Source organism: Pseudonocardia sp. (genome assembly GCF_050246655.1).
In the GTDB taxonomy this organism is placed as follows: Bacteria; Actinomycetota; Actinomycetes; order Mycobacteriales; family Pseudonocardiaceae; genus Pseudonocardia.
Map to the genome: position 1 here is coordinate 20,221 of NZ_JBFWVQ010000039.1, position 13,779 is coordinate 33,999.

The following is a 13,779-nucleotide window of genomic DNA, read 5'->3' on the forward strand; positions in this document are numbered from 1 at the left end:
CTGCCTAGCAGGTGCGCAGGAACCGGTCGAGCACCCGCGTGCCGAACGTGAGCGCGTCCACCGGGACCCGCTCGTCGATGCCGTGGAAGAGCGAGGCGAAGTCCAGGTCCGGGGGCAGCCTCAGCGGGGCGAACCCGTAGCAGCGCATGCCCAGCTCGACGAAGTGCTTGGCGTCCGTGCCCCCGGAGAGCATGTACGGCACGGCGTGCGCGCCAGGGTCCTCCGCGAGCAGCGCCGCGGTCATCGCCTCCACCAGGTCTCCCTCGAACGACGTCTCCACGGGCGGCAGGTCCGTGACCCACTCGCGGGTGACGTCCGGGCCCAGCAGCTCGTCCACCTCGCGCAGGAAGGCCTTCTCCCGCCCCGGCAGCACCCGGCAATCCACGACCGCCTCCGCGCTCGACGGGATGACGTTGGCCTTGTAGCCGGCCTTGAGCATCGTCGGGTTCGCGGTGTCGCGCAGGGTGGCGCCCACGATCCGGCCGAGCGGGCCGAGCTTGCGCACCGCGCCGTCCAGGTCGTCCTGCGGGAACTCCAGGCCGGTGAGCTCGCTCATCCGGTCCAGGAACTGCTGCACCGTGCCGGTGAGCACCAGGGGGAACGTGTGGTTGCCCAGCCGCGCCACGGCCTCGGCGACCTTCGTGACCGCGTTGTCGTCGTGCAGGAACGAGCCGTGCCCCGGGCGGCCACGGGCGCGCAGCCGCATCCAGGCGATGCCCTTCTCCGCGGTCTCGACCAGGTAGACGCGCCGGTCCTCGTCGAGCGTGAGGGAGAAGCCGCCCACCTCGCCGACGGCCTCGGTGCAGCCCTCGAAGAGGTCCGGGCGGTTGCGGACGAGCCAGCGCCCGCCGTACTCGCCGCCCGCCTCCTCGTCGGCGAGGAACGCGAACACGATGTCGCGCGGCGGCACGTACCCTTCGCGCGCGAACCGGCGCAGGACCGCGAGCGTCATCGCGACCATGTCCTTCATGTCGACCGCGCCCCGGCCCCACACGTAGCCGTCCTGCACCGCCCCGGAGAACGGGTGCACGGACCACTCGCTCGGCTCGGCGGGCACCACGTCGAGATGCCCGTGGACGAGCAGCGCCGGGCGGTCCGGGTTCGCCCCCTTCAGGCGCGTGAACACGTTGTCGCGCCGCGGCGCCCCCGACTCCACCGTCTCGTACTCCAGGCCCACCTCGGCGAGCTTCGCCGCCACGTACTCGGCGGCCTCGCGCTCACCGGTGACCGTGTCGGGATCGCCGGTGTTGCTCGTGTCGATGCGGATGAGCTCGGAGCACAGCTGCACGACCTCGTCCTCGGCGGTGGGGATTCCGGCGGTCTTCCCGGGCGTCACGGCGTCCGTCACCGGGACTTCCTATCACCTGGCACCTGGTGAAGCCCGCCCGCGGGCGTGGGCTAAGCTCCCCCGTGCGAGTCCGAGTGGCGGAATGGCAGACGCGCTAGCTTGAGGTGCTAGTCCCCGAGTAGGGGGTGGGGGTTCAAGTCCCCCCTCGGACACTCACCACAACCCCACGTCAACGCGTCGATCTCGACCGTGGCGTGAGTACCGGTGCCTACGTCTCTCGAGACCGTGGACATCCCTGGAGTATCAGGCCGTGGCGCCCGCGCTCACCGCGTCGCGCTCGATGTCCTCGACGTCGGCCTTCAGCTCTCGCTTCTCGACCTTCTCCGCGCGGCGCATCTCGTGCTCGATCTTCGAGCCCATGTCCGACACAGCCACCACGACCAGGCCGGCCTGCCCGCGGTCAAGGTGCTCGCCCAACTCCTTGAGATCGTGCCGACTCATCCCGCCTGCCGCGTGCCCGGCGACCGCGCCCAGCACGGCCCCGCCCGCCGTCGTGGCTGCCAGGAGACCTCCGCCGATCGCAGCGAACGGGAACAACGCCACCACGAGGCCGGATGCCAACCCGAAACCTCCACCCAGCACACCACCGACCCGCGTGGGTGTCTCGTGCTTGCGCACGAGCTTGACCTTGCCGTCCGAGCGTCGCTCGACGACGGCGGCGTCGTACGCGTCGATCAGCCCGGCCTTGTAGTGCAGGTCCTTGACCAGGTCGTAGTCAGCCTTGGCGCTGTCGACGTCCGGGTACACCCCGACGTAGGCCATGAACGTGTCGAACCCCATCGCCATCCTCCTCATCCAGTACGTGCCCACGATTGCGCCGAGACGCCGGGAGCGCTTCACCCGTTGCAGGCGGCTGCCCCGTGGGGAACCGCCCGGTCGGCGTCGATCGCCCGATCACCAGGCAGGCGATGGAACGGGTGGTACCGCGAAGCGATCCCAGTGGCCGGACACGCCTCGCAGAGGCTGCAGCCCCTGCGAGGCGTGCGGAAAGCCTGCGAAGCTGCCCGCCACCCACCCCGCCGACGCCGCCACCCACCCCGCAGACCCCCGCGGCGCGCCTCGCAGACGCCGGACACGCCCCGCAGACCCCCACCGCCCCCTCGCAGAGACCAAACACGCCTCGCAGAGGCTGCAGCCCCTGCGAGGCGTGCGGGAAGCCTGCGAAGCTGCCCGCCGCGGTCGGTTGCGGTCCGATCCGATGGTCGTAATCGGTGACCGACGACGTGCCGGCGATGCGCGGGCGCGGACCGGCCGCGAGGTCTCGTCACGCCTTCCGAGTCGACTGGTTCGTGGGCGTCAACGCCAGAGGTCGCCGAGCTGCTCGGCAAGGGCTCTGCCCTGGTCTTCACCGGCCCGAGCAGCGGACGCAGCGACAGATCCATCGCATGGGCACCGAACATGTGCTCGGAGCTGCTGTCCGGGAAGATCGTTTCGACTCTGCTGCCGCGTGCGCGGAGCTCGTCGACCTGTGCGGCCAGATGCATACCCCACTCCAACGGCATCCGTGTTCTGCCGCCGAACGGTGACAGCACCAGCACCCGCTCGTACCCGGCTGCCAGATCGGCGTTCTCGTTGCGTCGGTAGCCGCCGTCGATGTATCGGTTGTCCCCGATCCGGTAGGCGAAGCCACTGGCACAGCTGGCGGCGACGGCGTCCACCAGGTCGACTCCGCTGTGGCGGTCGAACACGACCGGTTCACCGGTGTGGGCGTCGACCGCCGTGACGAACACCGTTCGTTGCGGCCAGCGCCGGCTGGGCAGCCGAGCGGCGACGGTCGCGCGCCACCGCGCGTGTACGGAACCGTCCGACGCCGCCGCCATGTCGAGTGCCGCCGCACCCATTCTGCGGCGCATGTCGGCCGCGTCCCCGGCGGCGGCGATGATCGTGCTCGTTCTCTCCAGGTGGTCCGCCGCCGACCTGACCGCAACGCGGCCGGTGTCGGTTCCGACCGAACCGGTCCGTTGCCGGGGCGCCGCGGCAAGGATGGCGGCGAGCAGCTCGGTCGGGGTCGCGCCGGCCATCTGGGCCGCGGCCGTCGATCCGGCCGACGTCCCGATGACCAGATCGGCCGTGGTCACGTCCAGCCCGGCATCGAACAGGCCGGCGATGACGCCGATCAGCCACGCGTTGCCTGTCGATCCGCCGCCACCGAGGACCAACGCTCGCTCGCCCGCGGCGTGCATCCGCTTCGTGACGTCGATGTGCGGCTGATCCTGGTCGGACCTCATCTGGTCAGACCGGCCTCGTCGAGCATCGTCCACATTCTCGACGGGGACAGGGGGATCGCGACGAGCTTGTCGGCGATCTCGGGGACGGCCGCAGCGACCGCGTTGGCGATCGCCGCGGGTGGGGGGATGATGCCGCTCTCCCCGAGTCCCTTGAATCCGCCGGGGATGATCTCGCTCGGGGTGACGAGGTGGTCCTGGGCGACGTCGGGCACATCCTCGGACATCGGCAGCAGGTAGTCGAGGTACGTGGCGGTGATGGGTTGACCTTCCGGTGAGTAGGCGACCTGTTCGAGGAGCGCTGCGCCGATGCCCATCGCGACGCCTCCGGCGATCTGGCCCTCGGCGATGAGCGGGTTCACGACCACGCCGGCGTCGTGGGTGAGCCAGTAGTCCTCGACGGTGACCGTGCCCGTGTCGAGGTCCACGGCCACCTGGGCTCCGTGGGTGGCGTAGCCGTAGGTGATGCTGGGCGGGTCGAACTCCTCCAGTTCCTCGAGCGCGATGGGTCCCTTGGGGTCGCGGCCCCAGCCCATCCAGCCGCGGTGGGCGATCTGCTGCCAGGTTGCGGTGCTGCCGTCGGGTGCCCGGAACACGCCGTTGTCGAAGGTGACGTCGTCGGGAACCGGCACCGTGAGGAAGGCGGCGGCCAGTGCGCGCATCCGCAGCCGCAGCCTATCGGCTGCTTCCCAGAGCGCACCGCCGCCGATCGGGACGCCGCGGCTCGCCTGTGAGGCCATGTTCGAGTACGGGGACACCGCGGTGTCGCCGAGATCCACCGACACCCAGTCCAACGGAACCCCGAGCCGTTCGGCCGCGATCTGGGCGAGCGCGGTCTCGATGCCCTGCCCGATGCCGGTGAGCCCGGAGTGCACGGTGACCGTGCCGTCCTCGTTGACCCGGATCCGGGTCGAGTCGTAGCTGCTCCACTGGATGCCGAACATCTCCTGGAGGAAGGTCGGCGCGTAGCCGGTGATCTCGGTCATCGACGCCAATCCGACGCCGCGGCGGATCCGCCCCTCCGAGGGCCGGGCCCTGCCGCGCCCGTACTCGGCGGCGCGGGACAGGGCCAGCGGGTAGTTGCCGTTGTCGTAGGGCATCCGGGTACGGGTCACGAACGGCAGATCGCCCGGCGCGAGCATGTTGCGGGCGCGAAGCCGCTCGGGATCGGTGCCGAGCCGGCGCGCCGCCTCGTCGACCAGCCGTTCGCGGACGAAGCACGCCTCCTGCATGCCGTAGCCGCGGTACGCACCGGTCGGGGCGGCGTTGGTGTACCACGCCGTGACGGTGGCGCCGGCCCGGTCGAAGCGGTACGGGCCCTCGATCATCATCCCCGATACCTGGAACGGGCCGGTGGCGCCCGTGCCGGTGCTCGGGAAGGCCCCCAGGTCGCCGTGGATGTCGACGTGCAGCGCCAGGAACGTGCCGTCGGCGTCGAGCGCGAGCCGTCCGCGCGTCACCTGGCCGCGGCCCTGGTAGTCGGCGACCAGGCTCTCCGAGCGGTCCGCGATCCACTTCACCCGCGTACCGAGTGCCGTGGCCGCTGCGCAGACCATCGCCTCGTCGGGGAACAGCGAGGTCTTCTGGCCGAAGGAGCCGCCGACGTCCATGGCGACGACCCGGACCCGGTCGACGCGCAGGCCCAACGCGTGCGCGACCTCCTGGCGGACGAGGTGCGGCACCTGCGTGCTGCTGACGACCTCCAGCTGCCCGGTGGCCCGCACGTACTCGGCGACGATCCCCCGGGCCTCCATGGCGTTGTGCCCGATCCGGGGGATCTCGAACGTCTCGTCGACGACGGTCGCGGCCCGCGCGAAACACTCCTCCAGCTCCTCCGCCGGGTCGCCGAGGTGGATCCCGCCGACCCTGTTGGACCCCAGCTCCGGGTGGACCAGCGGGCCGTCCGCGCGACGGGCGCCGTCGACGCCGACGACGGCGGCGCGCTCCTCGACGTCGAGGACGACCAGTTCGGCGGCATCCTCGGCCAGTGCGCGGCCGGTCGCGACCACCACGGCCAGCGGCTGCCCGACGTAGTGGATCTCGGTGCCGGCGAGCGCGACCTCGGTGATCTGCTGGCCAGGGATCAGCCAGGGGTGCGGCAGGCGGGCGAACGTGCTCGCGAGCTCCTCCGGCCCGAGCACCAGCCGGACGCCGTCGACGGCGCGGGCCTCGCCCGCGTCGAACCCGATCACCCGGCCGCTGGGTGTCTGGGCCCGCACGATCGCGGCGTGCAGGGTGGTCCGGTCGGCGAGGTCGTCGACGTAGCGGCCGTGCCCGCGCAGCAGCCGCTCGTCCTGGATGCGCGGGGTGCGGGACCCGATCAGGCCGCGGTGCTCGACGGTCGTCATGCCCGCTCCTCCCACGTCCGGCGGATCGCGGCGCGGATGCCCGCGTATCCGGTGCATCGGCAGACGTGCCCGCCGAGCACCTCCTGCTCTGCTCGCTCGACGGGATCACCACGGCGCTCGGCGGCGGTGACGCTCATCAGGATCCCGGGCGTGCAGAAGCCGCACTGCAGCCCGTGCTGCGCGCGCATCTCCCGCTGGAAGGTGCTCAGCCGCTCGCCCGCGGCGAGCGACTCGACGGTCTCGACGGACCGGCCGTCGGCCTGTACGGCCAGCATGAGGCACGAGCGGACGGCGTCGCCGTCGACCAGGACGGTGCACGCACCGCACACGCCCTGCTCGCAGCCGACGTGGGTGCCGGTGAGGTCGCAACCGTGCCGGAGGAAGTCGCTGAGCAGGGTGCGGACGGCGACCTGGGCGGCGACGGGCTCACCGTTGACCGCCACGGTGATGTGGCGGGTGGTCGTCCCGGACGGGGCGGTCTGGGTCATCGCGCGTGCTCCTCGAGACGGGCGGACAGGCGGCGGACCAGCGTGCGCAGCAGCCCGCGGCGGAAGGCGACGGTGCCGTGGTGGTCAGCGGGCGGCGTGATCTCGGCGGAGGCGGCGTCGGCGGCGTCCTCGACGGCGTCGGCGAGCGGCCTGCCGAGCAGGGCGGACTCCAGACCGGGCAGCCGCACCGGCCGGCCGGCGACCCCGGCGGCCGCGGCGCGCGCCTCGGCCACCCCGCCGTCGACGAATCCCAACCCCAGGCACAACCCGACGAACGGGAAGTCGCCGTGGCGGCGGGAGATCTCGTCGTAGCCGAACCGCATTCCGCGCCTGCGTGGGAAGCCGACCCGGACGAGCAGCTCGTCGGGCTCCTTGACGGTGGTGAAGATCGTCTCGAAGAACTCCTCGGCGGGCACGGCCCGCTCCCCGCGGGCCGAGCGCAGGTGCATGGTCGCGCCGGTGCCGACGGCGACGGTCGGCACCTCGGCGGCCGGGTCGGCGTGGCAGCAGGTGCCGCCGATGGTGCTGCGCACCCGGATCTGCGGGTGCGCCACCCACGAGACGGCCTCTGCGAGGACCGGCAGCGCCGCCGCCACCCGCGCGTCGTGCTCGAGCGCACCGAGCCGCACCATCGCGCCCAGCGAGACGGTGTCGTCGGTGACGGCGACCGTGTCCAGTCCCTCGACCCGGTTGAGGTCGACGACGATCTCCGGCCGGGCCAGCCGCATGTTCAGCAGCGGCACGAGGCTCTGCCCACCGGCGAGCAGCGACACGCCGTCGGCGTGTGCAGCGAGCAGCGCGAGGACGTCGTCGACGGTGCGGGGATCGTGGTAGTCGAACGGCGGTGGTTTCACGAGCGCCTCCAGACGTGCTGCAGATGTGTCCAGATGTGGTGGTGGGACGGGCCGACCGCGCGCCTCAGTGCGTCACAGTGCGTCCAGTGCGTCACTGCTGCCGCCCGACGCGGCCACCGGGACGGGCGATCCCGCGGATACCCAGACCGCTGTCGGCGGTGACCATCGAGCCCGTCATCGCGCTCGCCTCCGGCGAGGCGAGCAGGGTGAAGAGCCCCGCGTAGTCGTCGGGCTCGGGGACGGCCTGGAGCGGAAGTGCCTCGCGGGTCCCGTCGAGCACCGCGTCCGAGCTGCCCTGACCGAGCGCCGCGGTGCCGCGCAGCCGGGTCGGGGCGACGCCCGGCGCCACGCCGTTGACCCGGACGTCCGGGGCCAGCTCGTAGGCGAGCTGACGGACCAGTCCGAGGACCGCGTGCTTGGAGGCGGTGTAGAGCGCGCCGCCGCCGGCGGCGTGCTCGCTCGCGAACGATCCGGTCAGCACGACCGCACCCCGGGTGGCCACCAGGTCGTCGAGCACGGCGCGCACCCCCAGCAGCGGCGCCAGCACGTTCACGCCGAAGAGCTCGCCGAACGCGCCGGCGAGCTGCTCGCCGGGGACGTCCTCCAGCGGCCGGGCGCCGTCGGTGATACCGGCGTTGCCGACGAAGACGTCGACGGGCCCGAAGCGCGCCCGGGCCAGTGCGGCGGCGGCCCGGTTGCCCTCCCAGCCGGCGACGTCGGCGACGAAAGGGGCGACGGCGGCGCCCAGCTCGTCGGTCAGCGCGTGCACGGACTCGGACCGGTCGACGGCGACCAGCCGGGCGCCCTCGGCGACGTAGCGGCGGGCGACGGCACGGCCGATCCCCGCCGCCGCCCCGGTGAGCACGACGACCTTCCCGTCGAGAACGCCCACTGTCACATCACTCCCGCCGGGTCGAGGCACGGCCAGATGCATTCACCTGTGCATGCATCTGGTGAGAGGAGATCGAAGCGCATCCCGTGGCGATCCGTCAATGCCTGATCAGGGCATTTCTAGCCGGACCGGCATCGCGGCAGGGCCCAGACGTTGCCTGAGCGCCAAAGTGCATGCAATACTCGCCGTCGCTTCAGGGAGGTGGCTCATGACACGTGCCAGTGCTGTGGTCCCCGTCGGCAGTCCCACCTACAACGAGGTCGTCGGGTGGCTGTACGCGGAGGCCGAGCTGCTCGACGATGGACTCGAGGCCAGGTGGCTCGAGGAGATGGTCAGCGAGGAGATCATCTACCGGGTCCCGCTCCGCCAGACCGTCGAACGCGCCCGGGGAACCGGCTTCGCCGAGGCGGCCTACCACCTCGACGAGACCTACGGCTCGCTCGGCAGCCGCGTCGCACGCAACCAGACGGCGTACGCGTGGGCGGAGGACCCGCCCTCACGCATCCGGCACTTCGTCTCCAACGTCCGGGTGTCGCCGGGTGACGGGGAGGACGAGCTCGCCGTGCGCTCGAACCTGTTGATCCTCCGCACCCGCCAGGACCAGACGGTCCCGCAGATGTTCGCCGGCGAGCGACACGACGTGCTGCGCCGCGAGGCGGGTGTGCTGAAGCTCCACCGCCGCACGGTCCTGCTCGACCTGACCGTGATCGGCACCCACAACCTCGCGATCTTCTTCTGACCCGAGAGAGACGCCATGACCACCACTGATCCGCGACCCGGCACGTCCCGCAGCGCGACGGAGATCCTCCGCCGCCTCGATGCCGGCCTGCCGGTCGGCGAGGTTCCGGCCTCCCTGTTCGGCAACGAGGAGATCCACCAGCGCGAGCTGCGCTCGATCTTCGGCCGCTGCTGGGTCTTCCTCGCGCACGAGTCCGAGATCCCCGCCAAGGGCGACTACGTCGTCCGCCGCATCGGCGAGGACCCGTTCGTCGTGGTCCGCGACGAACACGGCGGCATCAACGTCCTGTTCGACGCGTGCCGGCACCGCGGTGTCCAGATCTGTCGCGCCGACTCCGGCAACACCTCCCACTTCCGCTGCCCGTACCACGGGTGGACCTACAACACCCGGGGCGCCCTGGTCGGCGCGCCGCTGTGGCGCAACGCCTTCGGCGGCATGAGCAAGGAGGACAACGGCCTCACCCACGCCGCCAAGGTGGCCACGCACCAGGGCCTGATCTTCGCCACGCTGGACCCGTCGGCGCCCCCGCTGCGGGAGTACCTCGGCGGCATGACGTGGTACCTCGACCTCGTCTTCGGCCTCAACTCCGACGGCGTGGAGGTGCTCGGCCCGCCCCAGCGGTTCGTCATCGACGCGAACTGGAAGTCCGGCGCCGACAACTTCTCCGGCGACGACTACCACCTCGGCACCCTGCACCGGTCGGTGTGGGAGATCGGCGCCTTCCCGGTCCCGTTCCGCGAGAACATGCTCGGCTACCACATCCAGGCCTCCCCGGGACACTCGCTGTCGTTCTCCATGGCGCCGACCGAGGACGAGCCCGGCCCCCGGTTCTTCGGCTACCCCGACGACCTCGCGGCCACCTTCGACACGAGCCGCATCAGTGCCCACCAGCTGGACGTCGCCCGGCGCTCGCGGGTGTTCGTCGGCAACGTCTTCCCGAACTTCTCGATCCTCGCGCTGCCCATGACCGAGGACGGCGCCCACCATGCCCCGACCGGCGTGCTGACCTTCCGCACCTGGCAGCCCAAGGGCCCGGGTCAGGTCGAGATCTGGAACTGGTTCGGCGCCTACAAGAACATGACGGCCGAGCAGAAGGACCGCGCCTACCGGGCCGGGCTGGGCACGTTCTCGATGGGTGGCTCGTTCGAGATGGACGACACCGAGCCGTGGATCACCGTGGGCCGCACCGGGCGCTCGGTCGCCGCCGAACTGCTCGACTTCTCCCTCAACTACCAGATGGGCATGCCCGGCATCGGCATCGCCAAGCCCGTCGAGGACTGGCCGGGCCCCGGGATCGCCTACTGGACCCGATACGAGGAAGGGGTCCAGCGCAACCTCTACGCGTTCTACAGCCGGATGATGCAGGCCGCGCCGGGCGAATGGCCGTCGTTCCGGTTCCCCGGGGCGGACGGCGACGGACGGACCGCGGCGCCATGAACGCTCCGGGCCGGCGCTGCGGGGCGACGGCGGCGCCGCCGGCGACCACGGCGGACGCCCGATGAACGCCGACCTCCAGGAGATACCCGGGATCGTCGATCCCGAGACGCTCGCCGGCGGTGCGCACCCGGCGATCACGCCCCGCCTCGTCGTCCCGGGAACCGAGACGGGACCGCTGCCGCTCGCCGCGGAACGCGCGCTCGGCACGTACGGCCCGGTGCGCGCCGCGGACGTCGTCGCCGAGCTCGCCGCCGCCGGCCTGCGCGGCCGCGGTGGCGCCGCGTTTCCGGCGCATCTCAAATGGACCGCGGTCGCCGCCGCGCCCGGGCCGACGGTCGTGCTCGCCAACGGGGAGGAGGGCGAGCCGGCGTCGGCGAAGGACCGGTGGCTGCTCGTCCACCGACCGCACCTCGTGATCGACGGCCTGCTGCTGGCCGCGCGCACGGTCGGGGCCACGCGCGCGGTCCTCTACCTGTCGCACGCGGCGACCGTCGCCGCCGTCCGGGCGGCGCTGGCCGAGCTCGGCCGCCACTCCCCCGCCGACGTGCACGTCGACGTCCACGTCGTGCAGCACGCCTACATCGCCGGTGAGGAGACCGCGGCCTGCTCCGCCGTCTCCGGCGGCGACGCCCTCCCGAAGGCGAAGCCGCCCCGCCCGCACGAGCAGGGCGTCGACGGCCTGCCGACGCTGGTGGCGAACGTCGAGACCCTCGCCCACGCGGCCTGGATCGCCCGGCACGGCGCCGCCGCCTACCGCGCCCACGGCACGTCGACCTCGCCCGGCACGACGCTGATGACCCTCGGCGGGGCCGTCCGGCGGTGCGGTGTGTACGAGGTCCCCTACGGACCGTCGGTCCGGGACCTCGTGACCGCGGTGGCAGGCGGGTTCGCCGGTCCACCGACCGGCTACCTCATGGGCGGCTGGTTCGGCGGTGTGCTGGCCGCCGGCCGCGGCGATGCCGCGTGCTGCTACGACGCGATCCGCGCCGCCGGATCCGGGCTGGGCTGCGCCGCCGTGACCGTGCTCGGCGAGCACGACGACCCCGTCACCGTCGCGGCGGCGGTCGCCGCCTGGTACGCCCGCGAGTCCTCCGGCCAGTGCGGGGTCTGCATCCGCGGCACCGCAGCGATCCGGGACGCGCTCGCCGCACTGCGGGACGGCACGGCGAGCGGCGACGAGCCGGCGAACCTCGCCCGCTGGGGAACGGCGCTGCCGCGCCGCGGCGCCTGCGCCTTCCTGGACGGCTCCGCGTCGCTGGCCCGCACGGTCGTCACCGAGTTCCCCGATGCCGTCCACCGGCGCGCCACCCACCACCGCGCCTCCCACCACCGCGCCTCCCACCACAACGACATCTCAGGAGGACCCGCGTGAAGGCCTTCGTCGACTCCACCCGCTGCTCCGGCTACGGGGCGTGTGCCGAGCTGTGCCCCTCGGTGTTCACCCTCGACGAATGGGGCTACGCGGCCACCACCGGCCTCGTCCCCGACGGCGACGAGGACGCGGTCCGGGAGGCCGCTGCGACCTGCCCGGAGCAGGCGATCCGCCACGAATCCTGAGGACGACGCACGTCCTGGGTACAACGCACGGCCGACGAGCACGAGGACGAACTGATGGACCTGGACCTGAAGGACAAGGTCGCGCTGGTCACCGCGGCCGGCAGAGGGATCGGCCGGGCCGTGGCGCACCGGCTGGCCGCCGAGGCCGCCGTCGTCGCGCTGAGCTCGCGCAGCGCCGCGGGCGTCGACGCGACGATCGCGGAGCTCACGCCGTCGGCCGGAACGCTGTGCGGCCATCCCGCCGATCTCGCCGACCCGGACGCGACCGCAGGCCTGGTCCCCGAGGTCGTCGCCGAGCACGGCCGGCTCGACATCGCGGTGCTCAACACGCCCGGGCCGCGGATCGGCGCGTTCCTCGACACCACAGACGAGGACTGGGCCCACGCCTACGACCTGCTCGTCCGGCCGGTCGTCCGGCTCGCCCGCGACGCGGCCCGACAGATGGTGGCGCAGGGCGGAGGCAGCATCGTCCTCCTGACGTCGACCTGGGTCCGGCAGCCCGCGCCCGGCGGGGTGCTGTCGGCGGCGATGCGCTCGGCCCTGTCCGCGACCGCCAAGGCGATGGCCACCGAGCTCGCGCCGCACGGGGTCCGCGTCACCCAGGTCATGCCCGGCGCCACCGGCACCGGGCGGATGGAGGCGATCCTCGAGAGCAAGGCCGCCGCGCACGGCACCAGTCGCGACGCGGAACTGGCCGGCGTCGTGGCCGACATCCCCCTCGGCCGGTGGGGGGCTCCCGAGGAGATCGCCGACGTCGTCGCCTTCCTCGCCTCCGAACGGGCCTCGTTCATGACCGGCTCGGCCGTTGCCGTCGACGGCGGGGCCATCCGGGCCGTCTGAGCCGACTGAGCCGGACTTCCACGAAAGGAACACCACACCATGCCCAGGACTCTCCGCGAGCTCTTCGTCGACCAGCTCCGGCTCTGCGGGCTGCAGGCGAGCGAGACGGTGGGGGTGATCAGCGAGCTCGGGCAGAAGACCGAGTACGTGGACGCCGCCGTCGCCGCGGCCCGCGCTCTCGGCGCAGGCGCACTGGTGCTGACCGCGTCGAGCCTGTCCAGCCCGATGCTCCCGCCCTACACCGCCGACGGCCGCGAGGTCGCCGCGCTGCTGGCAGGCGCGGGCGAATGCGACCTCGTGATCGACGTGACGGTCGGCGGCCTGATCCACTCCGACGTCCGCACCCGGATCACGGGGGCCGGCAAGCGGATGCTGTTCGTCGCCGAGCCGCCCGACGTGCTGGAGCGGCTCATGGGCTCGGCCGACCTGCGCCGCGTCGTCGAGCAGGGCGGCGACCGGCTGCGGGCCGGCAGCACCCTGAGCGTGACGAGCGCGGCCGGAACAGACCTGGTCGCCGACATCGCCGGGCCGGACCTGCCGATCACCCACCAGTGGGGCTACGTGGACGAACCCGGCCGCTGGGACCACTGGCCGAGCGGCTTCGTCGCCTGCTTCCCGCACGACGGCACCGCGGCGGGCACCCTCGTGCTCCAGCCCGGTGACGCCCTCATCCCCTGGCAGCGCTACGTGCGCGACGAGGTGCGGCTCACCGTCGAGAAGGGCTTCATCACCGAGGTCGACGGCGGGGCCGACGCGATGCTGCTGCGCGACTACTTCGAGAGCTGGGACGACCCCGAGGTGTGGGCGCTGTCGCACATGGGTTGGGGGCTGCTGCCCGCAGCGCGCTGGTCGGCGTTCGACGTCTACGACCCGCGCACCCTCTACGGGCAGGAGCTGCGCTCCACGGCCGGCAACTTCATGTGGTCGACGGGCTCGAACCGGTTCGCCGACCGGGAGACCCCGGCCCACCTCGACATCCCCATGCACGGCTGCACCGTGTCCATCGACGACGTCACCGTGGTCCGCGACGGCCACCTCGTGGAGGAATGAC

At 72.5% G+C, this 13,779-nt stretch carries 13 protein-coding genes and 1 tRNA gene; 7 read left to right on the plus strand and 7 right to left on the minus strand.

Annotated features, from left to right (window positions below):
• Nucleotides 1–4: 4 nt before the first annotated feature.
• Nucleotides 5–1,348, minus strand: coding sequence for a M20/M25/M40 family metallo-hydrolase (locus AB7J25_RS14700; RefSeq protein ID WP_428509233.1), 1,344 nt, complete (start codon nt 1,346–1,348; stop codon nt 5–7).
• A 68-nt stretch (nt 1,349–1,416) separates the two neighbouring features.
• Between AB7J25_RS14700 and AB7J25_RS14705 the strand changes: the two genes are divergently transcribed.
• Nucleotides 1,417–1,500: transfer RNA gene (locus tag AB7J25_RS14705), tRNA-Leu, on the plus strand.
• A 91-nt stretch (nt 1,501–1,591) separates the two neighbouring features.
• Here the strand turns inward: AB7J25_RS14705 and AB7J25_RS14710 are convergent.
• From AB7J25_RS14710 to AB7J25_RS14735, 6 genes are all read right to left on the minus strand, one after another.
• Complete coding sequence (locus tag AB7J25_RS14710) at nt 1,592–2,128, minus strand: DUF1269 domain-containing protein (RefSeq protein ID WP_428509235.1); 537 nt, start codon at nt 2,126–2,128, stop codon at nt 1,592–1,594.
• A 56-nt stretch (nt 2,129–2,184) separates the two neighbouring features.
• Nucleotides 2,185–3,576 carry a patatin-like phospholipase family protein gene (locus AB7J25_RS14715; RefSeq protein WP_428509237.1) on the minus strand — a complete coding sequence of 464 codons (1,392 nt, stop codon included), beginning with the start codon at nt 3,574–3,576 and terminating at the stop codon, nt 2,185–2,187.
• Entirely contained in the window at nt 3,573–5,921 is a 2,349-nt protein-coding gene (locus tag AB7J25_RS14720; RefSeq protein ID WP_428509239.1) for a xanthine dehydrogenase family protein molybdopterin-binding subunit, read from the minus strand. The genes AB7J25_RS14715 and AB7J25_RS14720 overlap by 4 nt, the downstream gene beginning before the upstream one ends.
• Entirely contained in the window at nt 5,918–6,409 is a 492-nt protein-coding gene (locus tag AB7J25_RS14725; RefSeq protein ID WP_428509241.1) for a (2Fe-2S)-binding protein, read from the minus strand. The genes AB7J25_RS14720 and AB7J25_RS14725 overlap by 4 nt, the downstream gene beginning before the upstream one ends.
• A complete protein-coding gene (locus tag AB7J25_RS14730; RefSeq protein ID WP_428509242.1) occupies nt 6,406–7,263 on the minus strand; it encodes an FAD binding domain-containing protein in 858 nt (285 codons plus the stop codon). Before AB7J25_RS14730 ends, AB7J25_RS14725 begins: the two co-directional genes overlap by 4 nt.
• 91 nt (nt 7,264–7,354) lie before the next feature.
• Nucleotides 7,355–8,155: an SDR family oxidoreductase gene (locus AB7J25_RS14735; RefSeq protein WP_428509244.1), complete on the minus strand. Its 801-nt coding sequence runs from the start codon at nt 8,153–8,155 to the stop codon at nt 7,355–7,357.
• Nucleotides 8,156–8,363: 208 nt separating this feature from the next.
• On the opposite strand from AB7J25_RS14735, the gene AB7J25_RS14740 reads away from it, so the two are divergent.
• The 6 genes from AB7J25_RS14740 to AB7J25_RS14765 all read left to right on the plus strand — a co-directional run bounded on the left by AB7J25_RS14740 (nt 8,364) and on the right by AB7J25_RS14765 (nt 13,778).
• Entirely contained in the window at nt 8,364–8,894 is a 531-nt protein-coding gene (locus AB7J25_RS14740; protein ID WP_428509246.1) for an aromatic-ring-hydroxylating dioxygenase subunit beta, read from the plus strand.
• A gap of 15 nt (nt 8,895–8,909) precedes the next feature.
• Complete coding sequence (locus tag AB7J25_RS14745) at nt 8,910–10,331, plus strand: aromatic ring-hydroxylating oxygenase subunit alpha (protein WP_428509248.1); 1,422 nt, start codon at nt 8,910–8,912, stop codon at nt 10,329–10,331.
• 61 nt (nt 10,332–10,392) lie between these two features.
• Entirely contained in the window at nt 10,393–11,703 is a 1,311-nt protein-coding gene (locus tag AB7J25_RS14750) for an NADH-ubiquinone oxidoreductase-F iron-sulfur binding region domain-containing protein (RefSeq protein WP_428509250.1), read from the plus strand.
• Nucleotides 11,700–11,888 carry a ferredoxin gene (locus AB7J25_RS14755; protein ID WP_428509252.1) on the plus strand — a complete coding sequence of 63 codons (189 nt, stop codon included), beginning with the start codon at nt 11,700–11,702 and terminating at the stop codon, nt 11,886–11,888. The genes AB7J25_RS14750 and AB7J25_RS14755 overlap by 4 nt, the downstream gene beginning before the upstream one ends.
• A gap of 54 nt (nt 11,889–11,942) precedes the next feature.
• Nucleotides 11,943–12,728, plus strand: coding sequence for an SDR family oxidoreductase (locus AB7J25_RS14760; RefSeq protein ID WP_428509254.1), 786 nt, complete (start codon nt 11,943–11,945; stop codon nt 12,726–12,728).
• 39 nt (nt 12,729–12,767) lie between these two features.
• Nucleotides 12,768–13,778, plus strand: coding sequence for a hypothetical protein (locus AB7J25_RS14765; RefSeq protein ID WP_428509256.1), 1,011 nt, complete (start codon nt 12,768–12,770; stop codon nt 13,776–13,778).
• Nucleotide 13,779 lies beyond the last annotated feature (1 nt).

What these genes read in the sequence shown, in the direction of transcription:
- AB7J25_RS14765 (WP_428509256.1), top strand. Translation starts at nt 12,768, where the DNA reads ATGCCCAGGACTCTCCGCGAGCTCTTCGTCGACCAGCTCCGGCTCTGC.
- AB7J25_RS14760 (WP_428509254.1), top strand. Translation starts at nt 11,943, where the DNA reads ATGGACCTGGACCTGAAGGACAAGGTCGCGCTGGTCACCGCGGCCGGC.
- AB7J25_RS14740 (WP_428509246.1), top strand. Translation starts at nt 8,364, where the DNA reads ATGACACGTGCCAGTGCTGTGGTCCCCGTCGGCAGTCCCACCTACAAC.
- AB7J25_RS14725 (WP_428509241.1), bottom strand. Translation starts at nt 6,409, where the DNA reads ATGACCCAGACCGCCCCGTCCGGGACGACCACCCGCCACATCACCGTG.
- AB7J25_RS14715 (WP_428509237.1), bottom strand. Translation starts at nt 3,576, where the DNA reads ATGAGGTCCGACCAGGATCAGCCGCACATCGACGTCACGAAGCGGATG.
- AB7J25_RS14750 (WP_428509250.1), top strand. Translation starts at nt 10,393, where the DNA reads ATGAACGCCGACCTCCAGGAGATACCCGGGATCGTCGATCCCGAGACG.
- AB7J25_RS14745 (WP_428509248.1), top strand. Translation starts at nt 8,910, where the DNA reads ATGACCACCACTGATCCGCGACCCGGCACGTCCCGCAGCGCGACGGAG.
- AB7J25_RS14710 (WP_428509235.1), bottom strand. Translation starts at nt 2,128, where the DNA reads ATGGGGTTCGACACGTTCATGGCCTACGTCGGGGTGTACCCGGACGTC.
- AB7J25_RS14720 (WP_428509239.1), bottom strand. Translation starts at nt 5,921, where the DNA reads ATGACGACCGTCGAGCACCGCGGCCTGATCGGGTCCCGCACCCCGCGC.